Consider the following 22,590-nt stretch of genomic DNA (forward strand, 5'->3'; position numbering starts at 1 on the left):
TGGCGCGGGCCATGCCAAGGGTGTCCCTCATGACTAGTCATTTAAGAACGTCCCCAATGAATACCCAATGATTAGCTGCTGGCGGCAGGCATGACTTTCATCCCGTTTGGCGCTCCGGTCGCCTAGATGTTCGTCATGTGTACCCGCAAACGTGGGACAATGGCGCTGTTGGTTTTACAGACAAAGGATGTGCCTATGAACGCCCCCGTTGCCAATGCTTGTCGGCAGCGCTGCCTGCTTGCGCGATTTGCTTCCATTTGCGCACTCGTCGCGTGCGTGCTGCTGCTGTTGCCCGCCGTTGCACGTGCCGACGGGTATTCCATGACCCAAACCTATATCGGTGCCACGGTTGAGGCCGATGGATCGCTGACCGTTGTCGAGGGACGCCAGTTTGATTTCGACGACGACATCAACGGCGTGTATTGGGATATCAATACGGGCACCAACCAGCAGGGTGGTACGGCGGGTGTCGATGTGCTGAGCGTCGAGGAAGATGATGCCGCGTTTAACAGGGTTGACTATGCAAACAAAGGCGACAACGGCGTCTATACGGTTGAGCAGTCCGACGGCGGCGTAAAGATCAAGGTGTTCAGCCCCCACGAGAGCGGCGATAGCGCGATCTATTACGTGAGCTACACCATGACCGGTGCGGTTATGAAATGGTCCGATACCGCCGAGCTCTACTGGAAGTTTGTGGGCGACGGCTGGTCTGCGGACTCCGATGACGTCGAGATGGAAGTTTACTTCGCAAATGCCGCTGCCGGAACGGCGGCCGTCAAGGGCGATAACTTCCGTGCATGGGGCCACGGTCCGCTCACGGGCGACGTGTCGCTCGACGCGGACGAGCCCATGGTCACCTATACCATACCCTGCGTGCATCAGGGCGAATTCGCCGAGGCGCGCATCGCCTTCCCCAGCGATTGGGTGCCGCAGCTCGCCGCCTCGGGCAAGGAACGCATGTCGACAATTCTGAGCGAGGAGAAGGCGTGGGCCGAGGAGGCCAACGCCCGCCGCGCTCACGCCCGCATGATCGCCAATGCACTTGCCGTGGTTAGCGTTGTCGCGGCGGTGGCCTTTACCGGCACAATCGCCGTGCTCAAGTTGCGCAAGCGCAAGCCCAAACCGCTGTTCCAGGACGAATACTTCCGCGACGTGCCCTCGGCCGACCATCCCGCCGTGCTTTCGGCCCTCATGAGCTGGAACGAGGTGCCCGATCAGGCATATATCGCCACGCTCATGAAGCTCACCGACGATCGCGTGATCAAGTTAGAGGAGGCAATCGCGACCAAGGGCAAGAAGGGCCTGCTCCGTCGCGAAAAAGAGGAGCAGACGTATCGTGTGACGGTGAGCGATGCGGGCTGGAAGTCGGTCAAGGGCATTGACCGCATGGTGCTCAAGGTCTTCTTTGCCGGTGCTAAGCCCGACGAGAACGGCGATCGCTCGCGCACGTTTGACGAGCTGCAACACTATGTTAAGCAGCACGCTACGCCCGTGGGCGACAAGCTCAAGGACTATCAGAGCACCGTTAAGGGCAAACTGGCCGATAGCGAGTACGTTGCCTCGGACGGCATTGTCGCAATGGTGTTTTGCCTGGTTCTTGGTACTCTGATCGCCTTTGTTCCCGTGGGATCCATCTTCTTTACCGACGGCGCACAGGCGAACATTGTCGCCGCGGTTATCTCGGTGCCGATTGTGCTGGTGGGTATTGGCGTGGGCCTTACGTTCCGCCGCCTTACGCCGGAGGGCGCCGAGGTGGCGGCTCGCTGCAAGGCGCTCAAGCATTGGCTCGAGGACTTCACGCGTCTAAAGGAAGCCGTCCCCGGCGATCTGGTGCTGTGGAATAAACTTCTGGTGATGGGTGCGGCGCTGGGCGTTTCCAAGGAAGTTCTGCGTCAGCTTGCCGAGGCCGTGCCGCCCGAGGTGCGCGAGGCCGACGGCTTCTACGACAATTACCCCTGCTACTGGTGGTACTACCATCACTACGGAAACCAGTCTCCGCTCGATTCGTTCGATGGCGTGTATCACGAGAGCATCCGTGAGCTGGCTTCGAGTTCCGATAGCTCGAGCGGCGGCGGTGGTGGCTTCTCGGGCGGCGGGGGCGGCGGCGTCGGCGGAGGCGGCGGCGGAACGTTCTAGCGAGCGCAAATCATGGGATGGGTCTTCCCCGGCGGCTGTTGCCGGAAGATCCATCCCATTTTTATGCTCAGAAGCGATGCAGGCTTTCCCAAGGCGAGCTTTCGCGGAAACCGCATCCCGCTATTTAGGCGCAGAGCGGGATGGACTTTCCCGATGGGATGATTTCGGAAAGCGCATCCCACTCTGGGCCTCGATTCTGGGTCACAGTTTCCGCCAGACGTGCCATTCGGAAAGTGCATCCCAGAATATGCGCTCAAACCGGGATGCAGTTTCTCAAGAGGCTCTCTTCCGGAAACCACATCCCGCAATTTAGGCGAATTCTGGGATGCGCTTTCCCTGTGAGTTTTCGAGTGGGGCTGCTTGCTCCACGGACGGCACTTAGGGGCGTTCTTTTTATGCCGGCAGTTTAGGAACTTCCCCGGATGTCGGCACTTGGGGACACTCCCTTGACTACCGGGTTTAGGCTGTCAGGTCGAGTTCGTAGAGGAAGCTTTCGCGCGGCATGTCGTGGCGGCGCTCTTCGCGGTTGGCGCGGTGCGTGGCCGTGCGCTTAAAGCCGTGCAGCTCGTAGAACTTCCACGAGCAGTTGGAGTCGGTATACAGGTGCGCTCTCGACGCTCCGCGCGAGGACAGGTGCGAGACCGCGGCATCGAGCAGAACCGAGCCAACGCCCAGGCCGTGGACATCGCGATCCACGGCAAGCAACGTGACCTCGTTGTCATGCGGCAGCGGGCTGCTCTCGAGCAGGCGGTTGTTGGTCCGAATGGTGGCGCGCACAAACGAGAGATACTCGGCACAGGCATCGGGCTCCAGCTCACGCATCTGCGACAGCAATGCGCGTTCTGTATCCATCCAATGCTCCTTAACGGTGGCGCCGCTGCTTTGCCCCGCACGTGCGAGTGCAATGCCGCGCGCCTGGCCGTCGATTACGGCGACCTGCGAAAACGTCGATGATGAAAGGCAATAGGCGAGGTCGCACGCGGCCTCAAGGCGGTTGTACTCTTCGTTATCCGAATTGTTATGCCAAAGCTGCTGCAAGATCAGCGCGATGGCGTCGAAGTCTTCGGTATCAAACGGTCGGTAGAGAACCCGCGAGACCATAGTGCCTCTTTCTATTGCGGATGCATATCGAGCACAGTTCTACCATGCCATTGGCATCTAATTATGGTGCCCCTGTGTTCCATCAACTCACCGTGCCTAGTGGCGCTCCTGCAACCCCCGCTCGCAAGCTTTTTCTGCACATGCGCCCGTTACGGGGTGCATCGATGCGCTCGATGCGCTACATTGAATCAGTATTTTCAATGCCGCTGCGCGAGCGCTGCAGATCGACGTATCACCGACTCACAGAGCACGGCGGCGTACCAGACAGGAGGACTGCATGGGATCTGATGTGAAGATCGCACGCGCGTTGATCTCGGTTACCGATAAGACGGGCGTCGTCGATTTCGCACGGACGCTGGTTGACGACTTTGGCGTCGAGATCATCTCTACGGGCGGCACGGCTCGTGCCATCGAGGACGCGGGCGTTCCCGTAACCCCCATCGAGGAGTTCACGGGCTATCCCGAGATGATGGACGGCCGCGTCAAGACGCTGCACCCCAAGGTTCATGGTGCGCTGCTGGCTCGCCGCGATTCCGAGCAGCACATGCAGGAGGCAGCTCAGCACGGCATTAAGCTGATCGACCTGGTCGTCGTCAACCTGTACGAGTTCGAGAAGACCGTCGCCAACCCCGAGGTCACCTTCGCGGATGCCATCGAGCACATCGATATCGGTGGCCCCTCCATGCTTCGCTCTGCCGCCAAGAACGCCGCGAGCGTTGCCGTCATCTCCGACCCGGCCGACTATGATGCCGTCCTGGCCGAGATGCGCGAGACCGGTGGCTGCACCACGCTTTCCACCCGTCGTCGCCTGCAGGTGAAGGTCTACCAGACCACCGCCGCCTACGACACGGCTATCTCCCGTTGGCTTGCTGCCCAGGCAAGCGACGTGGCGGACACCTCTGCCAAACTCGAGGTCTCGCTGGAGAAGGTCGACGACCTGCGCTATGGCGAGAATCCTCAGCAGAAGGCTACGGTCTACCGCTTTGCCGATGGCTGCGAGAACTCCGCGAGCTCGCAGTTCCCGCTCGTGGGCTCCGAGCAGATTCAGGGCAAGCCGCTCAGCTACAACAACTATTTGGACGCCGATGCCGCTTGGAACCTGGTTCGCGAGTTCGACGAGCCTGCCTGCGTGATCCTCAAGCATCAGAACCCCTGCGGCTCCGCCGTTGCCGAGGACATCACGGCTGCCTACGACCGCGCCTTTGCCTGCGATCCCAAGAGCGCTTTCGGCGGCATCATCGCCTGCAACCGCGAGGTTCCCTTTGAGCTGGTTGAGCACTTTGCCGATCAGAACAAGCAGTTCGTCGAGGTCATCATCGCCCCGAGCTACACCGCCGAGGCGCTCGAGCGCATGGCCAAGCGCCCCAACCTGCGCGTGCTGGCTACCGGCGGCGTGGACCACGGCGCCAAGGTGGAGCTGCGCTCCATCGACGGCGGCATGCTGGTGCAGGAGGTCGACCACGTGATCGAGGATCCCGCGACCTTTACGTTCCCCACCGACCGCAAGCCCACCGATGCCGAGATGGCCGAGCTTGAGTTTGCCTGGAAGGTCTGCAAGGGCGTCAAGTCCAACGCCATCCTGGTCTCCAAGGGTAAGGCCGGCATTGGCATGGGCCCGGGCCAGCCCAACCGCGTTGACTCCGCACTGCTTGCCTGCGAGCGCGCCGAGGACTTCTGCGAGCGCGAGGGCGTGGAGAAGGGCGGCTTTGCCTGCGCAAGCGACGCGTTCTTCCCGTTCCGCGACAACGTCGACGTGCTTGCTGAGCACGGCGTGACCTGCATCATCCAGCCCGGCGGCTCCAAGCGCGACGACGAGAGCATCCAGGCCTGCAACGAGCATGGCATCGCAATGGTCTTCACGGGCGCCCGCCACTTCCGCCACTAATGATCGTTACGCGGTTTTACCAAACCGCGTAACTGCTCGACGCTGCGCCGGCCCCAAGCACCTCATCTCGCCGCTCAAACCGTCGCTCGCGTACAGAAGTACGCGTCGCTCCTCTTTTGCGGCGACCTGAGGCACTTGGGTCCGGCTCGCTGGCTTATGCTCCACCAGCGGTATTTGCTCGCCCCGAGCTAAAGCTATCTATTGCCGTCCGTGCCGGTTGGTGCGGGCGGCTTTTTTGGGTATAACGGTGCGGTGTATGTTTTTGAGAAAGGTTGGATATGGCCGTTGTGGATGATGCCGAGCTGTTTGGCAATGCCGAGGACCAGCGTGCGTACGAGGACTTTTGCGCCAATCAGGAGGCGGTCGAGAAGTTTACGCTCGACAAGCCCGCGCTTGTCTGCCGTTGGCGCATGTCCAACAAAAAGGTGCCCATGCTCAACCGTCACATTCGTGCGCTGTCCGAGCGCCTGGTGCAGGGCGAGCCGCTCACCCATAACATGCTCAGCTGGGCCAAGCAGCACGTTGAGTGGTCGCTTGCCGAGGGCGATTACACCGCGCGCGACGGCGTGCTCATGCTGGTGATCGACGTTAATGGCAATGCCGTCATGACGGTGGGGGAGTACGAGCCGCTGGCCGATACTTCGGCCAAGGCGCTGCGTGCCCGCTCCGCCGAGGCCCGCTCCGAGGCCGACGAAACCGGCGTGGCGCCCGAGCTGCTCGCCGCCGTCAACAACGGCGAGCTGGTCTTTGTGGCACCGGCGGACGAGTGCCTGTGTGGCACGGCGACGCTTATCGAGCAGCTGGCCCAGACCAAGGGCATCCCGGTCACGCGCGTGGACATTCCCGCGCAGCTCAAGGGTGCGCTGTTCCTGGTGAGTGACGAGCACGGCGTGGTCCCTGCCGCCGAGACGGACGCCGTCGAGTCCGACGCCGCTACGGTTGCCTTCTTTGCCGAAGGCTACGAAAAGCTCCGTGCCTGCCGCTTCTAACCTCAAGGCGGGGTGGGCTTACTGAAGCGAGCGAGCGCGTTCGATGGCGTAGGCGAGCGACAGCTGCTCCATCTCCGGGGCGCATTTGTAGCTCAGTCCGGTGAGAGCTGTCACCTTATCGAGGCGATATCGAATCGTGTTCGGGTGCTGGCTAGTCTGCTTGGCGGTTCGCTCGATACGTCGGTCGTTCTCGATGAATGCGGCGAGCGTGGATTCCAGTTCGCTGCCATGCTCACTGTCGTGCTCGCGTATCGGCGAGAGAATCGCCTCCGAGAACGATCGCATCTCCGGGGTTTCCGCAAAAGGCATCACGGTTCTCAGGATGCCGAGCTGCGTATAGCGGACAGGGCCCTCGGCTCGTTGACAAGATAGGCGCTGTGCGTAAATCGCCTGCGAGATCGCCTGCGCCACCGCCTCGTCTCCAAACAGAATATCGCTGATGCCGAGCCCTTCCGCTCCGCCATCGATACCGCTAACCTCGATGAGCTCCGTGAGCGCCTGCACGATTCGCTCCACATCGAGCGTCTGCTCCGAGTCGCTTGTCGCTACGAATAGCAGACCTCCGTCATAGGGTGCCAGCATGTTGTGGCATTCGGCGAGGGTCGATTTTGAACAGAGACGTTCGATTTGCAAAAACGTACGCGGGTCGAGGGGCTCTGCAAACGATGCGAACAGGGCGACCGCTTCGTCCAGAAAGGCATATTCAGCGAGTCGGTGGCGGAGTTGATTCTGAGTAACGCTTCCGTGATCCTTGAGCGCAGCCGTCGCATCGTCCGTCAGAACCTCGCTGTTCTGGAAAAGTGGGTCGAGAGCGAGCCGCACCTGTCGTTCGTCAAGCCCGAGGCGGGTAGCACCGCGCTCGTGTATTACGACTACGACATCGACTCCAGGACGTTCTGCACCGACATGATTAAGAAGTCCGGCGCGCTCGTCACCCCGGGCGATTGCTTCGAGGAGCCCAAGAGCATGCGTATCGGCTATGCATACTCCGATAACACCGACGACCTGCAGAAGGGCCTGGATGCCATCTCTGCGTACATGCGTACGCTCGAGTAGAGGCTCAAGGTCGAAGTGATGGGGCCGATCGGTTTAGGACCGGTCGGCCCCCATTTTCTCTCAAGGCTACCGAACGCTTTTGTCACATTAGGTGCCCACGGGGTCGTATCGCTGCGACGCCGTGGGCATAATGGTGTGGAAGGTGCAAGTTGCGCGAAATGGGAGGACACATGGCGCTGATCTATGTCGTTGAGGACGACGAGCGCATTCGTCGTGAGCTTGTCGACATCCTTGCCCGCGCCGGGTTTGAAATCGAGGCCTGCGAATCGTTTGAGCATGTCTCGCGCGATATCCTTGCCGCCGCGCCCGACCTGGTGTTGCTCGACCTCACGCTTCCCGTCAAGGACGGCCAACATATCTGCCACGAGGTTCGCCGCGAATCCGAGGTTCCTATCATCGTCCTCACGTCGCGCACGACCGAGATCGACGAGGTCATGGCCATGACGCTTGGCGCGGACGACTTTGTTCCCAAGCCTTACAGCGCCCGTGTGCTCGTGGCGCACATCAATGCGTTGCTGCGCCGCACCGCGGCGGCGGGCGATCGCAGCACGCTCGTCCACAAGGGGCTGGAGCTCGACCTCGCCCGCTCCATGGTCACCAATACGGCAACCGGCGACAGTACCGAGCTCACCAAAAACGAGCTGCGTATCCTCTCGCTGCTCTTGGGCCGCGCGGGCAAGATTGTCTCGCGCTCGGCTATCATGCAGGACCTGTGGGACTCCGACGCCTTCGTGGACGACAATACGCTCACCGTCAATATCAACCGCCTGCGCACCACGCTCGAAAAAATCGGCATCAAGGGGTATTTGACGACGCATCGCGGCCAAGGCTATTCGGTCTAGGGGCCGGTTATGTCGTTTGCCAAGTTCTTTAAAGATGCACTGCTTCCCGTTGCCGTGTGGACCTGCGGCGTTCTGCTGAGCTGTTTTGTACTGACGGTCGCCGGCGCCCCGGCATCCATCGTGGTCGTGGCGGTCGGTGTGTCCTTTATCTTTGGCATGCTGGGCATCGTGATCGAGTACGTGCGCCGTCGTCGTTTTCTGTGCCAGCTGGAGCGCGCGGCAGAGGAGCTGGGGAGCCCTGCTTGGGTGCAGGAGATGGTGCAATGCCCGACCTATGCCGAGGGCGAGCTCGAATATGAGGTCTTGCGCCGGGTGGGCAAAGCCGCTTGCGACGAGGTGGCGGAAGGCCGGCGCCAGACCGATGACTACCGCGACTATATCGAGAGCTGGGTCCACGAGGCCAAGCTGCCCCTGGCGGCGGCTCATCTGATTTTGGAAAACCTGGACGGCAGCGAAGACGACCTGTCGCGCGTGGATGACCTGGGTCGCGAGCTGGCTCGCGTGGAGCGCTATATCGATCAGGCGCTGTACTATGCGCGCTCGGAAGTCGTAGAGCGCGACTACCTAATTCGCCGCTGGGGTCTCAAGAGCTTGGTGACGGGCGCGATTAAAGCCAACGCGCGCGAGCTCATTGCGGCGCACGTGGCTCCGGTGTGCGAGAACCTCGACTTTGAGGTGTTCACCGACGAGAAATGGCTCGAGTTTATTCTGGGCCAGCTCATTCAGAACAGCATTAAATATGCGCGTGAGGACGGCGCGAAGATTGTGTTTTCGGGTGCGTTGCTGGACGAGGGCCTGGCAAGCGAGCGCATCGAGCTTACCGTCGCGGACAACGGCTGCGGCGTGAGCGCGGCTGACCTGCCGCGCGTGTTCGAGAAGGGCTTTACCGGCGATAACGGCCGCACCACCAAGCGCGCAACGGGCATCGGCCTCTACCTGGTGGCGCGCCTGTGTTCCAAGATGGGCATCGACGTCACCGCGGCATCCGACTCCGGCGAAGGCTTTGTCGTAACATTCGCTTTCTCGACCAACAAGTTTCAATACTTCGAGTAGTCGGGCCGTCTTGTGATACGGATAGCCATGTTCCCGAACGTGAACATGGCTATGAGGCTCTAAAAAAATCACCCAAACAAAACGTGCCGCCCGACCAGGGCGGCACGCCATCTCTCTATTCAGCTAACTCGCTGAAGTACGGTGACGAAGGCGCAAGGCCGGGAGGGGTTATCTAAGCCGACATCCCGCAGCCGCGAAGCGGCGAGGACGTCGGCGTGATAACCCCGCAGGCCTTGCGCCGGCGGGAAGGAACCTACTTCACGACCAGAATGTCGCAGTCGGTGTTGCGCAGCAGGAATGTCGAAATCGAACCCAGGAGCGCATACTTGATCGAGGAAAGGCCACGAGCGCCGCAGAGCACCAGATCGGGCTTGACCACGTCGAGCATCTCGTCCTTGAGCGTCTCGCGAATACGGCCGGCGCGAATCATGACTTCGACCTCGGGAATGTTGGGATTAGCCTTGGCCTCTTCGAGCTGCTTGGCGATGGAGTTCTTAAAGGCCTCCTCCAGGCCGTTGACCAGATCGACCGGATAGGAACCGGCGCTCTCGAGCGCCGTGGAATCGATGACGTGACCGATGATCAGCTTGGCGCCATTGTTTGCGGCGACCTTGATAGCGCGTGTGAGCACAAAATCCTGCTGCTCAGTACCGTCGAGTGAAACAAATACCTTGGTATAGCCCTCGTTCATGGTTTCCTCCTTGGTCTATCGCACGGGCGCGGGGCTCGTGCATCGGACGACGTGTTGGCCGCCGGACACTTTAGCTTGTTGCAGTTATACCCAAGGATTTCGGTTTGACCGCTCGCAATTCTGTGAACGGGCGAGATTTTTGGTAAGGGTGGGCGCGGCCGCGGCCGAACGGTTGATAATGGGACATCGCCCGCAACCGTCCGCAGAACAACTATCGGCGGGTGACAAACGAGGGGGTCCCTTTGGATATCATCGAGCTTCTAAAATCTGCCTTCATGGGCCTGGTCGAGGGCATCACCGAATGGCTGCCCGTTTCGTCGACGGGCCACATGATCTTGGTGGACGAGTTCGTCAAGATGAATGTGAGCGAGACATTCTGGAATATGTTCCTGGTCGTGATTCAGCTTGGCGCCATTTTGGCCGTCTGCGTTCTGTTCTTCTACGACTTAAATCCGTTCTCGCCCAGCAAGGGCAAGGAGGGTCGTCGCGACACCTGGGTGCTGTGGGGCAAGATCGTGCTTGGCTGTATTCCCGCCGCGGCGATCGGTCTGCCGCTCAACGACTGGATGGAGGAGCATTTCTATAACGCTCCCGTCGTGGCGCTGGCGCTCATCGTGTACGGCGTGTTGTTTATCGTGATTGAGAACTGGCGTGCGAGTAAGCGCGAGAATGCCGCTCTTGCCGATTCGTTTGGTTCGCGTGCTGTGGTGGCGGGCGGGCGTCCCGCCGGTGCACACTTCGCGGCGCCTGCGGCGGATATTGCCGAAGACAATGACGATGACGAGGATTTGGATTTTGGATCCATCGCCACGCTCGAGGACCTGAGCTGGAAGACCGCATTGGGTATCGGTTGCTTCCAGGTGCTTTCGCTGATTCCGGGCACATCACGCTCCGGCTCTACCATCATCGGCGGCCTGCTGCTGGGCTGCACGCGCTCGGTGGCGTCCAAGTTCACGTTTTTCCTGGCCATTCCCGTTATGTTTGGCGCGAGCGCGCTCAAGCTGGTCAAGTACTTCGTTAAGGGCGGTACGTTTGGCACCAACGAGATTGCCATTCTGGGCGTGGGCTGCGTCGTGGCCTTTGTGGTTTCGCTTATTGCCATCAAGTGGCTCATGGGCTTCGTTCGCCGTCACGACTTTAAGTGCTTTGGCGTCTACCGCATTATTCTGGGCATCGTGGTGCTCGCGTACTTCTTTGTTCTGGAGCCTATGCTCGGCCTGTAACTTGGTTGACGCTGCGCGGCGGCCAGAGCGCGGCGCACGGAGTCGTGGTGTGATTTGCATCGGTGTCCGCGCGGCTCGGTATACTGGTACGGCTCAAACTATGGCGCCGCCCGCAGGCGCGCCGTCCGTCAGATGAGGAGTCGCCCATGACCCAGCCCTTGCCCTGGGAAAAGAACGCCGCGGTACCCGTGCCGCCCGCGCCGGAACCCGTGCCGCTCGATGCATACACCGCCCCCGCTGCGCCGGAGCCCGAGCTCGTTCCGCTCGACATCTACGACGCTCCCGCGCCGGCACCCAAGCCCGTCAAGCCGCTCGTCGACATCGACAGCCTTAATCCCGCCCAGCGCGAGGCCGTCCTGACCACCGAGGGCCCGTTGCTGGTCCTCGCCGGCGCAGGCTCGGGCAAGACCCGCGTCCTGACCTTCCGCATCGCGCATATGCTCGGCGACCTGGGTGTTAAGCCTTGGCAGGTTCTTGCCATCACGTTTACCAACAAAGCCGCGGCCGAGATGCGCGAGCGTCTGACGGCGCTCATTCCCAGCGGTACCCGCGGCATGTGGGTGTGCACCTTCCACGCCATGTGCGTGCGCATGCTGCGCGAGGACGCCGACCTGCTGGGTTATACCGGTCAGTTCACCATCTACGATGACGATGACTCAAAGCGCATGGTGCGTGACATTATGCAGGCGCTCGGCATCGAGCAAAAGCAGTTCCCCATCAACATGATTCGCAGCAAGATCAGTTCGGCCAAAAACGCCATGATCGGCCCCGAGGACATGCTCAAATCCGCCGATAGCCCCAACGACAAAAAGGCCGCGCAGGTCTACCTGGAGCTGGAGCGCCGCCTGCGCGCCGCCAACGCGATGGACTTCGACGATTTGCTCGTGCGCACACTCGAACTGCTGCGTACCCGCCCCGAGGTGCTCGACAAGTACCAGGAGCGCTTCCGCTACATTAGCGTCGACGAGTATCAGGACACCAACCACGTCCAGTACGAAATCGCCAACCTTCTGGCCGCCAAGTACCAAAACCTCATGGTTGTGGGCGACGATGACCAGTCCATTTACAGCTGGCGTGGCGCCGACATCACCAACATCTTGGACTTTGAGCAGGACTTTAAAAACTGCAAGACCGTTAAGCTCGAGCAGAACTACCGCTCTACGGGCCATATCCTAAACGCCGCCAACGCCGTGGTGCGCCACAACTCGCAGCGCAAGGACAAGCGCCTGTTTACGGCCGAGGGCGATGGCGAGAAGATCCAGGCCTTCCAGGCGAGCGACGAGCGCGACGAGGGCCGCTGGATTGCCGGCGAGATCGAGAAACTGCATGCCAAAGGCACGAGCTACGACGACATCGCCGTGTTTTATCGCACCAACGCCCAGTCGCGTATTCTCGAAGATATGTTTCTGCGCGCGGGCGTGCCCTACAAGATCGTGGGCGGCACTCGATTCTTCGACCGTGCCGAGATTCGCGACGTCATGGCCTACCTCAAGATGATCGTGAACCCGGCCGACGAGATGAGCGTCAAGCGCGTCATCAACACACCGCGCCGCGGCATTGGCTCCACCTCAATCCAAAAGATCGAGCAGCTGGCACGCGACAACCGTTGCTCGTTCTTCCAGGCTTGCGAGATCGCGTGCGCCGAAACCGGCATGTTTAGCGCCAAGGTGCGCAACGGCCTGTCGAGCTTTGTCTCACTGGTGCGCGAGGGCCGCCGCATGGACGGCGAGCTCAAGGACGTTGTCGAGATGATCGTCGATAAGACGGGCCTGCTGCAGGCGTTTCGCGCCGAGGGCACCATGGAATCTGAGAGCCGCGCCGAGAACATCCAGGAATTTCTGGGCGTTGCGGCGGAATTTGAGGAGACGCACGAGGATATCGAGGGTACGCTCGAGAGCCTAGAAGAGCTGCGCGCAGCCGGTGTTGCCGATGTGCCTGCCGGCGCCGAGCCCGAGCCCGTCGTGGTGAGCGTGTCTGCGCCCGAACCGGGGCCATCTGTCCCGGCATCCTCGTTTGAGGCGCTCGTCGGCGCCCGTGACGCCGCGGGCTCCAATCCGCTCGATGGCTTGGCCGCTCCGGCGCTGTCTCCGCAGGATGCCCTGGCCGCCGCCATCGCAGGCAACGCGTATGCCGCGCCGACGGAGCTGTCGGCGGGTGCCGTGCATGCCGGCGAGATCGAGCGTACCTACGGTCCGCTCACCTGTAAGGCGCTGCCGGCACTCATGGAGTGGCTGGCCTTGCGCTCCGATTTGGATTCCCTGGCCGGCGAGACGCATGCCATTACCATGATGACCATCCACTCCGCCAAGGGCCTGGAGTTTCCGGCGGTGTTCGTGGCCGGCATGGAGGAGGGTATCTTTCCGCACGTGCACGACTTTGGCGGCAGCGATGATCCGGGCAAGCTCGAGGAGGAGCGTCGCCTGGCCTACGTCGCCATCACGCGTGCCCGCAAACGCCTGTTCTTGACCTATGCGGCCACGCGTCGCACCTACGGTTCGACCTCCGCCAACCCGCGTTCGCGCTTTCTCAACGAGATTCCGTTTGAGGATATCGAGTTTAGCGGTATCGGTTCTGCCGGTTTTGAGGGCACGGGCTGGGAGAAGCGCGGCGACCGTCGCGGCACCTTTGGCTCGGGCACGGGTTCGGATATGTATGGCGGCAAGGTGTTTGGTTCGCATACGCGCTCGACCGGCGGTTCCGGTTCGCGCGGCGGATCGAGCTTCGACGATTTCTTTGGCGGCAGCAGCTACGGGACCGAGCGCCATCGTGGGGTCTCGCCCGACGCCGGTCGCGTTGCCTCGACCTTTGGCTCGGGCGCACCGCGAGCCAAAAAGCCGTCGTCCAAGGTGTCCCCAACAGTGGAGCGCAAGGTCGATCGCGCCAGCGCGTCGCAGGACTTTGCCGCGGGCGATACCGTGAGTCATAAGACCTTTGGCACGGGTACCGTGATCTCGGTCGCTGGAGACATGATCGAGGTCCAATTCGAAAAGACCGGCCAGACCAAAAAGCTGATGAAGGGCTTTGCGCCGATCGTCAAGCTGTCGTAATCCCGGCGGACCTGTGCGGGCGTATGGGGAAACATCGCCTGCTCGGACAGTCCTGCTCGCACGGAGAGCACATTAAGTGCTCTCCGGCTCGTGCGGAACTCGCGATCGACCAAAGCCCCCGGCGCGCCCTCTTCCTTGTGGCGTTTTGGCCTGCAGCTTGCGAACGTCGCTTTGCTCGTTCGCTTTTTGATCTGGAGAGCCGGGTGGGCTGATAGATAGATACGAGTAGGGGCTCTCCCGTACATGGTCGGGAGAGCCCCTTGTTGCGTTTCGGATTGTTTCTTATGACTTTGGGGATTGAGCGTTTTATACGATTCAGTATAATTTTAGATAGATACTAAAATGTAACTGAAATGAAAATGGTGAGTGGACATGCTGCTAAATTGTCTCCCTGAAAGACTCTTCTCTTTAGAGCTCGCCATCGACCCGGAGCCAGTTGAGATACAGATTCCTCGCATGTATCTCGAGCGCTATTCGCTTCGCTTAGCACGGCTCGGCATGTCTGAGCAAGGCCGTTTTATTGTTGCGGAACCAAAAGAACCGCCCAGTGTCATTTCGGCGCAAAATCTCGCCAATGCAGTGCGCAAGATAGATGCTCGCCCGGTGGCAATTTGCTGGAACGCTATGGATTTAGGCTTTATGCGCGCGCTTTCTTCGGAGGGGATCGCATATATCCGAGATGAGCGAAATGCGTTTCTGCCGTTTATCGGAGCCGTTATTTCCGGTGAGGTGCTGGGTGCTTCTCCCGCTGCTCCGCTTTCGCCCCAATCTCAACGAATCGTCCTAAATCTCATCGCGGGACGATGGGTTGACTGCTCCGCCGGCGACCTAGCGCGTCTGTGTGGCAAAAGCGCGGCAAGCGTCAGCGGCTATCTTTCGGAAATCGCCGCTATAGCTCCTGGGTTGATTATGCGGGACGGCAAAAAGCGTATATTGTGCGATGCCGGGTTGTCGACCGAGACGCTGCTGGATGGGTTTGAGGACTATCTTCGCACACCAGTTTTAGAGCGAATCCGGCTCAAGAAGGTTATCGAGAGAACAGAGCTACGTGCCGTTGACGCGCTGCTTTCCGGTATGTCTGCCCTTAGCTATATGTCTGACCTTGCTCATGAAGAATCTGCTCCAACCATTGCTCTCGAAAAGAATCAGCTAGAGGACCTAAAAGAGCACATGGGTGACAGATGGCTGGAGGCCCAGTGGTACGAACCGGCTGCTATCGAGATTGAGGTCTGGTCGTATCCCGTGGACGAGCCGTCCGATGTTAGTTTTGACACGACAGGTTTGCAATGTGTCGACCCGTTCTCCTTATACGTTGCCTGCGCAAAAGAGGATTACAAAGATGACCGTCTGCTCGATGCGGTCGAACAGCTCAGGAGGACGATATGCCAAAAGTGAGGGGGATAGAGCGATTTGCCGACGCCATGAGCAGCTGCAAAGGTGGTTACGTCCTTATTGGTGGAGGGGCCTGCAGCGTTCTATTTGACAGCGAAGGTGATTCATTCAGGGCTACCGAAGACTTGGATGTCGTCGTAATTGCTGATGGGGAAGGCGTTGAATTTGCCACTGCATTGTGGGCATTTATCAAAGCAGCTGGATACGAGATTGGAAAGGTCGGCGATGGAAAGTGCACTTACTATCGGTTCTGCTTGCCCAAAGGATCGAAGCGGGCCCTAGACTATCCCGGTCAAATTGAGCTATTTGCCCGACATCCTGATTTTGTGCTCGAAGATGAAACGAGCGAAGTGGCACCTCTTTCCTTTGACGGGGCCGTATCAAGTCTCTCGGCAATTATCCTCGACGATGGCTACTACGAATTTATTCGCGACAACGCAACGAACGTAGAAGGCATTACGTTGCTCGATGCACTCCATATCATTCCCCTCAAGATGCGTGCGCACATTGATATCAACAGAAGTTATGAAGAGGGACGTCGTTGCAACAACATTGATCGGCGGAAGCACCGTTCGGATGTTGCTCGACTTGCTGACTTATTGTCGCCTTCGGCGCGTTTGGAGCTAACGGGGCAAATGAGGGTTGATGCGGAGGATTTTCTTACGGACTTTGCTTCGTATGTAAATCGGCAGACCAACCGTAAGGAAAGGGCGCGGCTTCAGGACACGTTATCGTTTCTCGAAAAGGTCTACCTATAGGCACCTTGAGTCGTTATGTATAGCGGGGGCTCCTCCGTTGATGAACGGAAGAGCCCCTTGTTGCTTTTTGATTGTCGTTACTAGCCAGAGGCTCGCCGGGATGGGGCGCGGGGTTTGGTCGATCGCGAGTTCCGCACGAGCCGGAGAGCACTTAATGTGCTCTCCGTGCGAGCAGGACTGTCCGAGCAGGCGACCAAAGCCCGCGCCCCATCCCGGCGAGCGCTCGGGGACCGGTAACTTACAGGTGCGAGACGATCAGTTCCATCTGGCCTTCGAGGTCAATGGAGCTGACGGTGCTGGGTGCCAGCAGATGGCTTCCCTTGTGGACGGGGTCGCCGCAGACGGTGCCTTCGCCGTCGATGACCGACAGGCACATGAAGGGCCAGCGCTGCTCCAAGGTCTTGCTGCCGTCGACGCGTACGCGATCGACGGTGTAGCAGGAGTTAGACTCGAGCTCGGTCACGCCGTTCACCTCGGGCGCGGCCACCGTGCCGTCGGTCGGAGCCTGAGCATCAAAGTCGATGCAGTCGAGGCTCTGCTCAATGTGTAGCGGACGCAGTTTGCCGTCGGTGCCGGGACGGTCGTAGTCGTACAGGCGATATGTCACGTCGCTTGACTGCTGCGTCTCCAAAATGAGCGTGCCGGTCTTGATGGCGTGCACGGTACCGGAATCAATCTGGAAAAAGTCGCCCTTGTGGATCGGCAGCACGTTGAGCATGTCGTCCCAACGGCCCCCCTCGATCATCTGTGCGGCCTCGGCGCGGTCATGCGCGCGCTGGCCGACGATGATCGTGGCGCCGGGCTCGCAGTCCAGCACATACCAGCACTCGGTTTTGCCCAGGCTGCCGTTCTCGTGCTTGGCGGCGTACTCGTCGTTGGGATGAATCTGGATCGAAAGGTCGTCCTTGGCGTCCAGAATCTTAACGAGCAGCGGGAACTCCTTGCCCTCGCACCTGCCAAAGAGCTCGCGGTGCTCGGCCCACAGCCACGACAGCGTGTGGCCGGCATACGGGCCCTCCGCAATCTGGCAGTCGCCGTTGGGGTGGGCCGAGATGGCCCAACACTCACCGATGGGACCCTCGGGAATGTCGTAGCCAAATACGGTTTCGAGCTGGCGGCCGCCCCAGATCTTCTCGTGGAAGATCGGCGTCAGTTTAATCAAATCGGACATATTCATACCCCATTGTGTTGCGCGGGCGTTGCACAAACAGCTCAAAACGAGCGCCCGCATGACTACAAAAACCTATGCCAACGTTACGTTGTGCAACTCAAAGCGGTCGCCAACGTTGCGCGAGACCGAATACTCAAAGGCCGCGCCGCTGTCCAAAAAGCCAATCTGGTTGAGCTCGAGCAGGGGAGAGCCAGGTTTGGTGTCCAGGCGCTCGGCTTCTTCCTCGGTTGCTGCCACGGCGCGAATGGTACGGTGGAAGCTCGAGATCTTCAACCCACATTGCTCGCGGACAAAGCGGTAGACCGATCCGTACAGGTCCTTCTTTTTAAGGCCCGGAATCAGCTCGAGGGGCATGTAGGTGTACTCGATAACGATGGGCTTCTCATCGGCCTGACGCACGCGCACGATGTGATAGGCAAAGTCATCCTCGGCAATTCCCAGCTGGGCTGCGATGTCCGCTGGTGGATTAACAATCGAGAAATCGTAGACCACCGAGGTCACCTTCTCCCCGCGGTGCTCATACGAAAAGCCCTGGGCACGGTCGTTTTTGCCCTGGAAAAACGCTTGGCCGGGAAGCCCCGCCGTGTCCTTAACGTAGGTACCCGATCCACGACGGCTGGTAACAAGACCTTCCTCGGTGATTTGCTCGATAGCTCGTTTGACGGTGATTTTGGAAACGCTATAGAGCTCGCAGAACTCAACGACGGTGGGAAGCTTGTCGCCTGGTTTAAGAGCGCCATCCTCAATACTTCGACGAATATCTGCAGCTATCGCCTCGTATTTGGGAATCATGAAACCTCCTTTCCAACTTGATTGAGTATAAAAGAAAGTATACTCAACACCTAAGTATCCCTATTGAGTCATTGAAAAGTTCGATAGATATATTACTAAAAGTCGCTTTGCGCTAAAAATAAAAGCGCTCTAAATAAAAATACATTCGAATAATGTCGTGTTGAGAAATCTAATCGGTCCGAGGACGGGGCCGAACCGATTTAGCACCCAGCGAACCGAATCCTGTATTCTGCATTTCCTCAGATAAACCTACCAAAACAAACCTGTCCCTTTTTGGTAGGTTTTTGCCTTGGGAGCGGTACCATACAGACAATGTTTAAACGAGAAAGGCGGGCCCCTATGGAACCTAAGCAGTACTACATCGGCATCGACGTCGGCGGCACTTCGGTTAAGGAGGGCCTGTTCGACGGGGATGGCAACCTGCTTGCGAAGGTCAGCGTGCCCACGCCTCCCATCGTTGACGCTGCGGGCTTTGCCGCGGTGACCGAGGCTATCGACCAGGTGGTCGCCAAGGCACAGATTCCGCGCGCCTTTGTGGCGGGCATTGGCCTTGCTGTTCCGTGCCCCATTCCGGCAGCGGGCGATGCCAAGGTCAAGGCCAACATTGCCATTAACCTGCCCGAGTTGAAGATCGCCATTCAGGAGCACTGCCCCGATGCGGTCGTTAAGTACGAGAACGATGCCAACGCCGCTGCCATGGGCGAGGCTTGGCTCGGTTCTGCCAAGGACGTGCAGAATGTGGTGATGGTCACCATCGGTACCGGCGTGGGCGGCGGCGTTATCGTCAACGGCGATGTGGTGTCGGGTGTTGTGGGCGCCGGCGGCGAGATTGGCCATATGTGCCTGAATCCGGCTGAGGAGCGCACTTGCGGCTGCGGCGGCCATGGCCACCTGGAGCAGTATTCCAGCGCCACCGGCGTGGTGAGCAACTACCTTGCCGAGTGCAAGAAGGCGGGCGTCGAGCCCATCGAGCTCACCGGCCCCTCCGATTCCAAGGACGTGTTCCAAGCCTGCCGCGAGGGTGATAAGCTCGCGCTGGCCGCGGCCGATACCATGGCCGACTATCTCGGCCGCGCCCTGGCGCTTATTGCCAACGTGGTCGATCCCGAGATGTTCCTGATCGGCGGCGGCGCCTCCGCCTCGGCCGATGTCTACCTCGATAAGGTTCGCGAGTACTTCCAGCGCTACGCGCTTTCCGCCTCGCGCGAGACGCCCATTAAGGTTGCCTCGCTCGGAAACGACGCCGGCATCATCGGTTCTGCCTACGTAGCCCTGCGCGCTGCCGGTAAATAGCTGGTGCAAGGGGGCCAGGTTACTTTGCACCAACATGGTGCAAAAGGGACAGCCTTGGCCCCCATACCTGCCACAAAATATGCCGTGGCCCTTCCGTCCCCAAAGGCCAGCTGCCAGCGTGCTACCATAGCTACGTCTAAGTACACATACCAAGTGGAGGATACCCATGGCAAACGTTCTTGTCTTTGGTCACCAGAACCCCGATAACGACGCCATCATGAGCGCCGTCGTTCTGTCTCAGCTGCTCAACCAGGTTGAGTATGCCGGCAACACCTATGAGGTCTGCGCTCTTGGTCAGCTTCCGGCAGAGTCCGCCAAGCTGCTCGCAGACGCCGGCATTGCCGAGCCCCGCGTGATTGAGTCCGTCGAGGCCGGCCAGCTTGTCGTTCTCACCGACCATAACGAGTCCGCCCAGTCCGTCGCCGGCCTTAAGGACGCCACGGTCTTTGGCGTCGTTGACCATCACCGCATCGGCGACTTTGAGACCGCCGGCCCGCTGCACTACATCTGCCTGCCCTGGGGTTCCAGCTGCACCATCGTCACTAAGCTCGCCGGCGTGCTCGGCGTTGAGCTTTCCGACGTTCAGGCCAAGCTGCTGCTCTCGGCCATGATGACCGACACGCTCATGCTCAAGAGCCCCACCACCACCGATGTCGACCGCGCCGTCGCCGCCAAGCTCGGCGAGCAGGTGGGTGTCGACCCGGTCAAGTTTGGCATGGAGGTCTTCCTCACCCGTCCGTCCGGCTCCTTCACCGCAGCCGAGATGGTCGGCAACGACATCAAGATGTTCGAGCCCGCCGGCAAGAAGCTGCTCATCGGCCAGTACGAGACCGTCGACAAGAGCCGTGCGCTCGGCATGATCGACGAGATCCGCGAGGCCATGCGCGCCTACGCCGCCGAGAAGGGTGCCGACGGCATCGTCCTGTGCATCACCGACATCATGGAGGAGGGCTCGCAGGTCCTGCTCGAGGGCGAGACCGAGGCCGCTCAGAAGGGCCTGGGCATTGCCGACGAGCACGACGGCGTCTGGATGCCGGGCGTCCTCTCCCGTAAGAAGCAGGTCGCTGCCCCCATCATGGCCGCCTGCTAGGTTTTGTAACCTGCTACGACCGGACCGCGGACGCCCCGCGCTCCGGTCGTTTTTTGTGCGCGGGACCGCGTCCTCTATTGGACAGGGGCGCCCGTACCGTTGGGCAAATAATGTTCAACCTGTGGTTCCGCTTTTCGGCCACGCCTGCGTGCTTGTCGTGCAGGGTAGGCTAGATGCAAGCGTAATACGTTGGAGCGCGGTGCCGCCACTTGGGCGGGCCGTGCTTTTTTAAGACGGGAGCTTTCCCGTGAAAGGAGCCGCCCATGGCAGCAACTGAGCAGCTGTTCAACGTTCGTGAGCGCAAACGCTTTGAACGTCATGACATCTGGGAGCGCATCGCCGAGAACGGCACGATTTCCGCCGCCGTCATGGTCATCGCCGCCATCGCCGCCGTTATCTGCGCCAACACCGATGTCTACGAGGCTATCCATCACTTTTTGGAGACCCCGCTGTATGTGGGTCTGGGCAACCTTACGGCTGGCCTCACCGTCGAGCTTTTCGTCAACGACTTTCTCATGGCGATCTTCTTTTTGTTGGTGGGTATTGAGCTTAAGTACGAGATGACGGTCGGCGAGCTCAAGAATCCGCGTCAGGCCATGCTTCCCATGCTGGCAGCCGTGGGCGGCGTCGTCGTTCCCGCCTGCATCTACCTGATCTTTAACCATGCCGGCGCCCGCAACGGTTGGGCCATCCCCATGGCAACCGATATTGCCTTTGCGTTGGGCGTGCTGTCGCTTTTGGGCAATCGCGTGCCCAACGGCGTGCGCGTGTTCTTCTCGACGCTCGCCATCGCCGACGACCTCATCTCCATCGCCGCCATCGCCATTTTCTACGGCCAGAGCCCCAGTCCGTTTTGGCTGGGTGCCGCCGCAGTTGTGACCTGCGCACTTGTGTGGCTCAACAAGACTCAGCATTATCGCCTTGCCCCGTACTCGGTGCTTGGTCTGCTGCTGTGGTTTTGCATGTTTAAGAGCGGCGTGCACGCCACGCTTGCCGGTGTCATCCTGGCCTTCACCATCCCGGCCAAGTGCGGTGTTAAGCTCGATAGCCTTACCGATTGGCTAGGCGAGTACCTGCCGTTGCTCGACGACCGTTACGACGACGAGGCGCACATCCTGGGCCAGCACGACTTTACCCTTTCGACCACCAAGGTCGAGCGTGTCATGCACCGTGTGACCCCGCCGCTCATCCGCATGGAGCGCCTGATCTCCACGCCGGTCAACTTTGTGATCCTGCCGATCTTTGCGTTTGTCAACGCGCAGGTTCGCCTTGTGGGCGTGGACATGAGCGTGCTGCTTACCGACCCGGTGACCCTCGGCGTGTACTTTGGCATGCTGCTGGGTAAGCCGATCGGTATCTTTGGCGTGACGTTTGCCCTGGTCAAGCTTAAGGCTTGCGAGCTGCCTCATAACGTTAACTGGCATATGATCGCCGGCGTGGGCATTTTGGGTGGCATCGGCTTTACCATGTCGATCCTCATCAGCGGCCTCGCCTTCCCGACGGCCCAGTTCGAGGTTCTGGCCGCCAAGGCCGCCATTCTTGCCGGTTCTGTTACCGCGGCCGTGCTGGGCATGATCTACATGAGCGTGGTCTGCAAGCATCCTTCGCCCAAGGACGAGTAGGAGCGCGAAAACCGGGGCCGGACATGCCCCGGATGCCCTCGTGTGAAAAAATGCCGTTTGTGAGCACTGTCACAAACGGCATTTCATTTATTTGCCATTTTTATTCCACGGTGCCGTAGACGGCGCCCCAGCCATGGGCGGCAAGGGCCGAGTTAAGCTGGTCGCAAAGCGATTGGCGGTCGTAGTGGCCGGGCGGCAAAAGATTCACGATTTCCATGAGATCGGGCGCCAGGTCCAAGATCTCCGCCTGAACGATTAGATCCAGGCGGTCAATGGCCTTACGGTCATAAAACAAGCCGTCGACCAGACGCTGCAGGTCTCCGAACTCCTCGGCTTGAAAAGAGCCGTATTCCATACTGCCTCCTTGGATGTGCCATGCGGCTATACGGGTCATACGGTGGATATCGTAATTCATTGCGATGGACTTAATCTATCACGGCTTCATACCG

The 22,590-nt window shown here is 59.9% G+C and carries 19 protein-coding genes; 13 read left to right on the plus strand and 6 right to left on the minus strand.

The window, feature by feature from the left end; all coding sequences use genetic code 11:
- Positions 1 to 195: 195 nt before the first annotated feature.
- The gene (locus tag ACQRC0_RS05740; RefSeq protein WP_427728513.1) at positions 196 to 2,136 is read left to right on the plus strand and encodes a DUF2207 family protein; all 1,941 of its coding nucleotides are present in this window, start codon (positions 196 to 198) and stop codon (positions 2,134 to 2,136) included.
- A gap of 459 nt (positions 2,137 to 2,595) precedes the next feature.
- Here the strand turns inward: ACQRC0_RS05740 and ACQRC0_RS05745 are convergent, their stop codons facing one another.
- Positions 2,596 to 3,237 carry a GNAT family N-acetyltransferase gene (locus tag ACQRC0_RS05745; protein WP_427728515.1) on the minus strand — a complete coding sequence of 214 codons (642 nt, stop codon included), beginning with the start codon at positions 3,235 to 3,237 and terminating at the stop codon, positions 2,596 to 2,598.
- Between the two features lie 277 nt (positions 3,238 to 3,514).
- Here ACQRC0_RS05745 and purH point away from each other — a divergent pair, with 277 nt between their 5' ends.
- The gene (purH, locus tag ACQRC0_RS05750; protein ID WP_427728518.1) at positions 3,515 to 5,122 is read left to right on the plus strand and encodes a bifunctional phosphoribosylaminoimidazolecarboxamide formyltransferase/IMP cyclohydrolase; all 1,608 of its coding nucleotides are present in this window, start codon (positions 3,515 to 3,517) and stop codon (positions 5,120 to 5,122) included.
- Positions 5,123 to 5,400: 278 nt separating this feature from the next.
- A complete protein-coding gene (locus ACQRC0_RS05755) occupies positions 5,401 to 6,111 on the plus strand; it encodes a hypothetical protein (RefSeq protein ID WP_427728520.1) in 711 nt (236 codons plus the stop codon).
- Between the two features lie 18 nt (positions 6,112 to 6,129).
- Here the strand turns inward: ACQRC0_RS05755 and ACQRC0_RS05760 are convergent, their stop codons facing one another.
- A complete protein-coding gene (locus tag ACQRC0_RS05760; RefSeq protein ID WP_427728522.1) occupies positions 6,130 to 6,693 on the minus strand; it encodes a PucR family transcriptional regulator in 564 nt (187 codons plus the stop codon).
- A 141-nt stretch (positions 6,694 to 6,834) separates the two neighbouring features.
- Between ACQRC0_RS05760 and ACQRC0_RS05765 the strand changes: the two genes are divergently transcribed.
- From ACQRC0_RS05765 to ACQRC0_RS05775, 3 genes are all read left to right on the plus strand, one after another.
- Positions 6,835 to 7,167 carry a hypothetical protein gene (locus ACQRC0_RS05765; protein WP_427728524.1) on the plus strand — a complete coding sequence of 111 codons (333 nt, stop codon included), beginning with the start codon at positions 6,835 to 6,837 and terminating at the stop codon, positions 7,165 to 7,167.
- A 170-nt stretch (positions 7,168 to 7,337) separates the two neighbouring features.
- Complete coding sequence (locus tag ACQRC0_RS05770) at positions 7,338 to 8,009, plus strand: response regulator transcription factor (protein ID WP_427728526.1); 672 nt, start codon at positions 7,338 to 7,340, stop codon at positions 8,007 to 8,009.
- Between the two features lie 9 nt (positions 8,010 to 8,018).
- Complete coding sequence (locus tag ACQRC0_RS05775; RefSeq protein ID WP_427728528.1) at positions 8,019 to 9,062, plus strand: sensor histidine kinase; 1,044 nt, start codon at positions 8,019 to 8,021, stop codon at positions 9,060 to 9,062.
- Positions 9,063 to 9,315: 253 nt separating this feature from the next.
- On the opposite strand, the gene ACQRC0_RS05780 is transcribed toward ACQRC0_RS05775, so the two are convergent.
- Positions 9,316 to 9,753, minus strand: a complete 438-nt coding sequence (locus ACQRC0_RS05780) for a universal stress protein (protein WP_154515052.1) — start codon at positions 9,751 to 9,753, stop codon at positions 9,316 to 9,318.
- A gap of 242 nt (positions 9,754 to 9,995) precedes the next feature.
- Between ACQRC0_RS05780 and ACQRC0_RS05785 the strand changes: the two genes are divergently transcribed.
- From ACQRC0_RS05785 to ACQRC0_RS05800, 4 genes are all read left to right on the plus strand, one after another.
- Positions 9,996 to 10,976: an undecaprenyl-diphosphate phosphatase gene (locus ACQRC0_RS05785; protein ID WP_427728530.1), complete on the plus strand. Its 981-nt coding sequence runs from the start codon at positions 9,996 to 9,998 to the stop codon at positions 10,974 to 10,976.
- A 146-nt stretch (positions 10,977 to 11,122) separates the two neighbouring features.
- Entirely contained in the window at positions 11,123 to 14,023 is a 2,901-nt protein-coding gene (locus ACQRC0_RS05790) for an ATP-dependent helicase (RefSeq protein ID WP_427728532.1), read from the plus strand.
- Positions 14,024 to 14,389: 366 nt separating this feature from the next.
- Positions 14,390 to 15,418, plus strand: coding sequence for a hypothetical protein (locus ACQRC0_RS05795; protein WP_427728534.1), 1,029 nt, complete (start codon positions 14,390 to 14,392; stop codon positions 15,416 to 15,418).
- Positions 15,406 to 16,173, plus strand: a complete 768-nt coding sequence (locus tag ACQRC0_RS05800; protein ID WP_427728535.1) for a hypothetical protein — start codon at positions 15,406 to 15,408, stop codon at positions 16,171 to 16,173. The genes ACQRC0_RS05795 and ACQRC0_RS05800 overlap by 13 nt, the downstream gene beginning before the upstream one ends.
- A gap of 238 nt (positions 16,174 to 16,411) precedes the next feature.
- Here the strand turns inward: ACQRC0_RS05800 and ACQRC0_RS05805 are convergent, their stop codons facing one another.
- Together ACQRC0_RS05805 and ACQRC0_RS05810 are read right to left on the minus strand one after the other, a co-directional pair.
- Positions 16,412 to 17,344: a type I phosphomannose isomerase catalytic subunit gene (locus ACQRC0_RS05805; RefSeq protein ID WP_427728537.1), complete on the minus strand. Its 933-nt coding sequence runs from the start codon at positions 17,342 to 17,344 to the stop codon at positions 16,412 to 16,414.
- A 72-nt stretch (positions 17,345 to 17,416) separates the two neighbouring features.
- Positions 17,417 to 18,136, minus strand: coding sequence for a GntR family transcriptional regulator (locus ACQRC0_RS05810; RefSeq protein WP_154515044.1), 720 nt, complete (start codon positions 18,134 to 18,136; stop codon positions 17,417 to 17,419).
- Positions 18,137 to 18,475: 339 nt separating this feature from the next.
- On the opposite strand from ACQRC0_RS05810, the gene ACQRC0_RS05815 reads away from it, so the two are divergent.
- From ACQRC0_RS05815 to nhaA, 3 genes are all read left to right on the plus strand, one after another.
- Positions 18,476 to 19,429: an ROK family protein gene (locus ACQRC0_RS05815; RefSeq protein WP_427728539.1), complete on the plus strand. Its 954-nt coding sequence runs from the start codon at positions 18,476 to 18,478 to the stop codon at positions 19,427 to 19,429.
- A gap of 166 nt (positions 19,430 to 19,595) precedes the next feature.
- Positions 19,596 to 20,519: a manganese-dependent inorganic pyrophosphatase gene (locus tag ACQRC0_RS05820; RefSeq protein ID WP_427718922.1), complete on the plus strand. Its 924-nt coding sequence runs from the start codon at positions 19,596 to 19,598 to the stop codon at positions 20,517 to 20,519.
- A gap of 263 nt (positions 20,520 to 20,782) precedes the next feature.
- Positions 20,783 to 22,141 carry a Na+/H+ antiporter NhaA gene (nhaA, locus tag ACQRC0_RS05825; protein WP_154515038.1) on the plus strand — a complete coding sequence of 453 codons (1,359 nt, stop codon included), beginning with the start codon at positions 20,783 to 20,785 and terminating at the stop codon, positions 22,139 to 22,141.
- Between the two features lie 100 nt (positions 22,142 to 22,241).
- Here nhaA and ACQRC0_RS05830 read toward each other — a convergent pair whose 3' ends face one another.
- Positions 22,242 to 22,496, minus strand: a complete 255-nt coding sequence (locus ACQRC0_RS05830) for a hypothetical protein (protein ID WP_154515036.1) — start codon at positions 22,494 to 22,496, stop codon at positions 22,242 to 22,244.
- Positions 22,497 to 22,590 lie beyond the last annotated feature (94 nt).

It is taken from the genome of Collinsella sp. SGI.033, assembly GCF_050315135.1.
Lineage (GTDB): Bacteria > Actinomycetota > Coriobacteriia > Coriobacteriales > Coriobacteriaceae > Collinsella.

Excerpts from the sequence above, each read along its gene's own strand:
- ACQRC0_RS05740 (WP_427728513.1), top strand. The coding sequence starts at position 196 with ATGAACGCCCCCGTTGCCAATGCTTGTCGGCAGCGCTGCCTGCTTGCG.
- ACQRC0_RS05745 (WP_427728515.1), bottom strand. The coding sequence starts at position 3,237 with ATGGTCTCGCGGGTTCTCTACCGACCGTTTGATACCGAAGACTTCGAC.
- purH (WP_427728518.1), top strand. The coding sequence starts at position 3,515 with ATGGGATCTGATGTGAAGATCGCACGCGCGTTGATCTCGGTTACCGAT.
- ACQRC0_RS05755 (WP_427728520.1), top strand. The coding sequence starts at position 5,401 with ATGGCCGTTGTGGATGATGCCGAGCTGTTTGGCAATGCCGAGGACCAG.
- ACQRC0_RS05760 (WP_427728522.1), bottom strand. The coding sequence starts at position 6,693 with ATGCTGGCACCCTATGACGGAGGTCTGCTATTCGTAGCGACAAGCGAC.
- ACQRC0_RS05770 (WP_427728526.1), top strand. The coding sequence starts at position 7,338 with ATGGCGCTGATCTATGTCGTTGAGGACGACGAGCGCATTCGTCGTGAG.
- ACQRC0_RS05775 (WP_427728528.1), top strand. The coding sequence starts at position 8,019 with ATGTCGTTTGCCAAGTTCTTTAAAGATGCACTGCTTCCCGTTGCCGTG.
- ACQRC0_RS05780 (WP_154515052.1), bottom strand. The coding sequence starts at position 9,753 with ATGAACGAGGGCTATACCAAGGTATTTGTTTCACTCGACGGTACTGAG.
- ACQRC0_RS05790 (WP_427728532.1), top strand. The coding sequence starts at position 11,123 with ATGACCCAGCCCTTGCCCTGGGAAAAGAACGCCGCGGTACCCGTGCCG.
- ACQRC0_RS05800 (WP_427728535.1), top strand. The coding sequence starts at position 15,406 with ATGCCAAAAGTGAGGGGGATAGAGCGATTTGCCGACGCCATGAGCAGC.
- ACQRC0_RS05805 (WP_427728537.1), bottom strand. The coding sequence starts at position 17,344 with ATGTCCGATTTGATTAAACTGACGCCGATCTTCCACGAGAAGATCTGG.
- ACQRC0_RS05810 (WP_154515044.1), bottom strand. The coding sequence starts at position 18,136 with ATGATTCCCAAATACGAGGCGATAGCTGCAGATATTCGTCGAAGTATT.
- ACQRC0_RS05815 (WP_427728539.1), top strand. The coding sequence starts at position 18,476 with ATGGAACCTAAGCAGTACTACATCGGCATCGACGTCGGCGGCACTTCG.
- ACQRC0_RS05820 (WP_427718922.1), top strand. The coding sequence starts at position 19,596 with ATGGCAAACGTTCTTGTCTTTGGTCACCAGAACCCCGATAACGACGCC.
- nhaA (WP_154515038.1), top strand. The coding sequence starts at position 20,783 with ATGGCAGCAACTGAGCAGCTGTTCAACGTTCGTGAGCGCAAACGCTTT.
- ACQRC0_RS05830 (WP_154515036.1), bottom strand. The coding sequence starts at position 22,496 with ATGGAATACGGCTCTTTTCAAGCCGAGGAGTTCGGAGACCTGCAGCGT.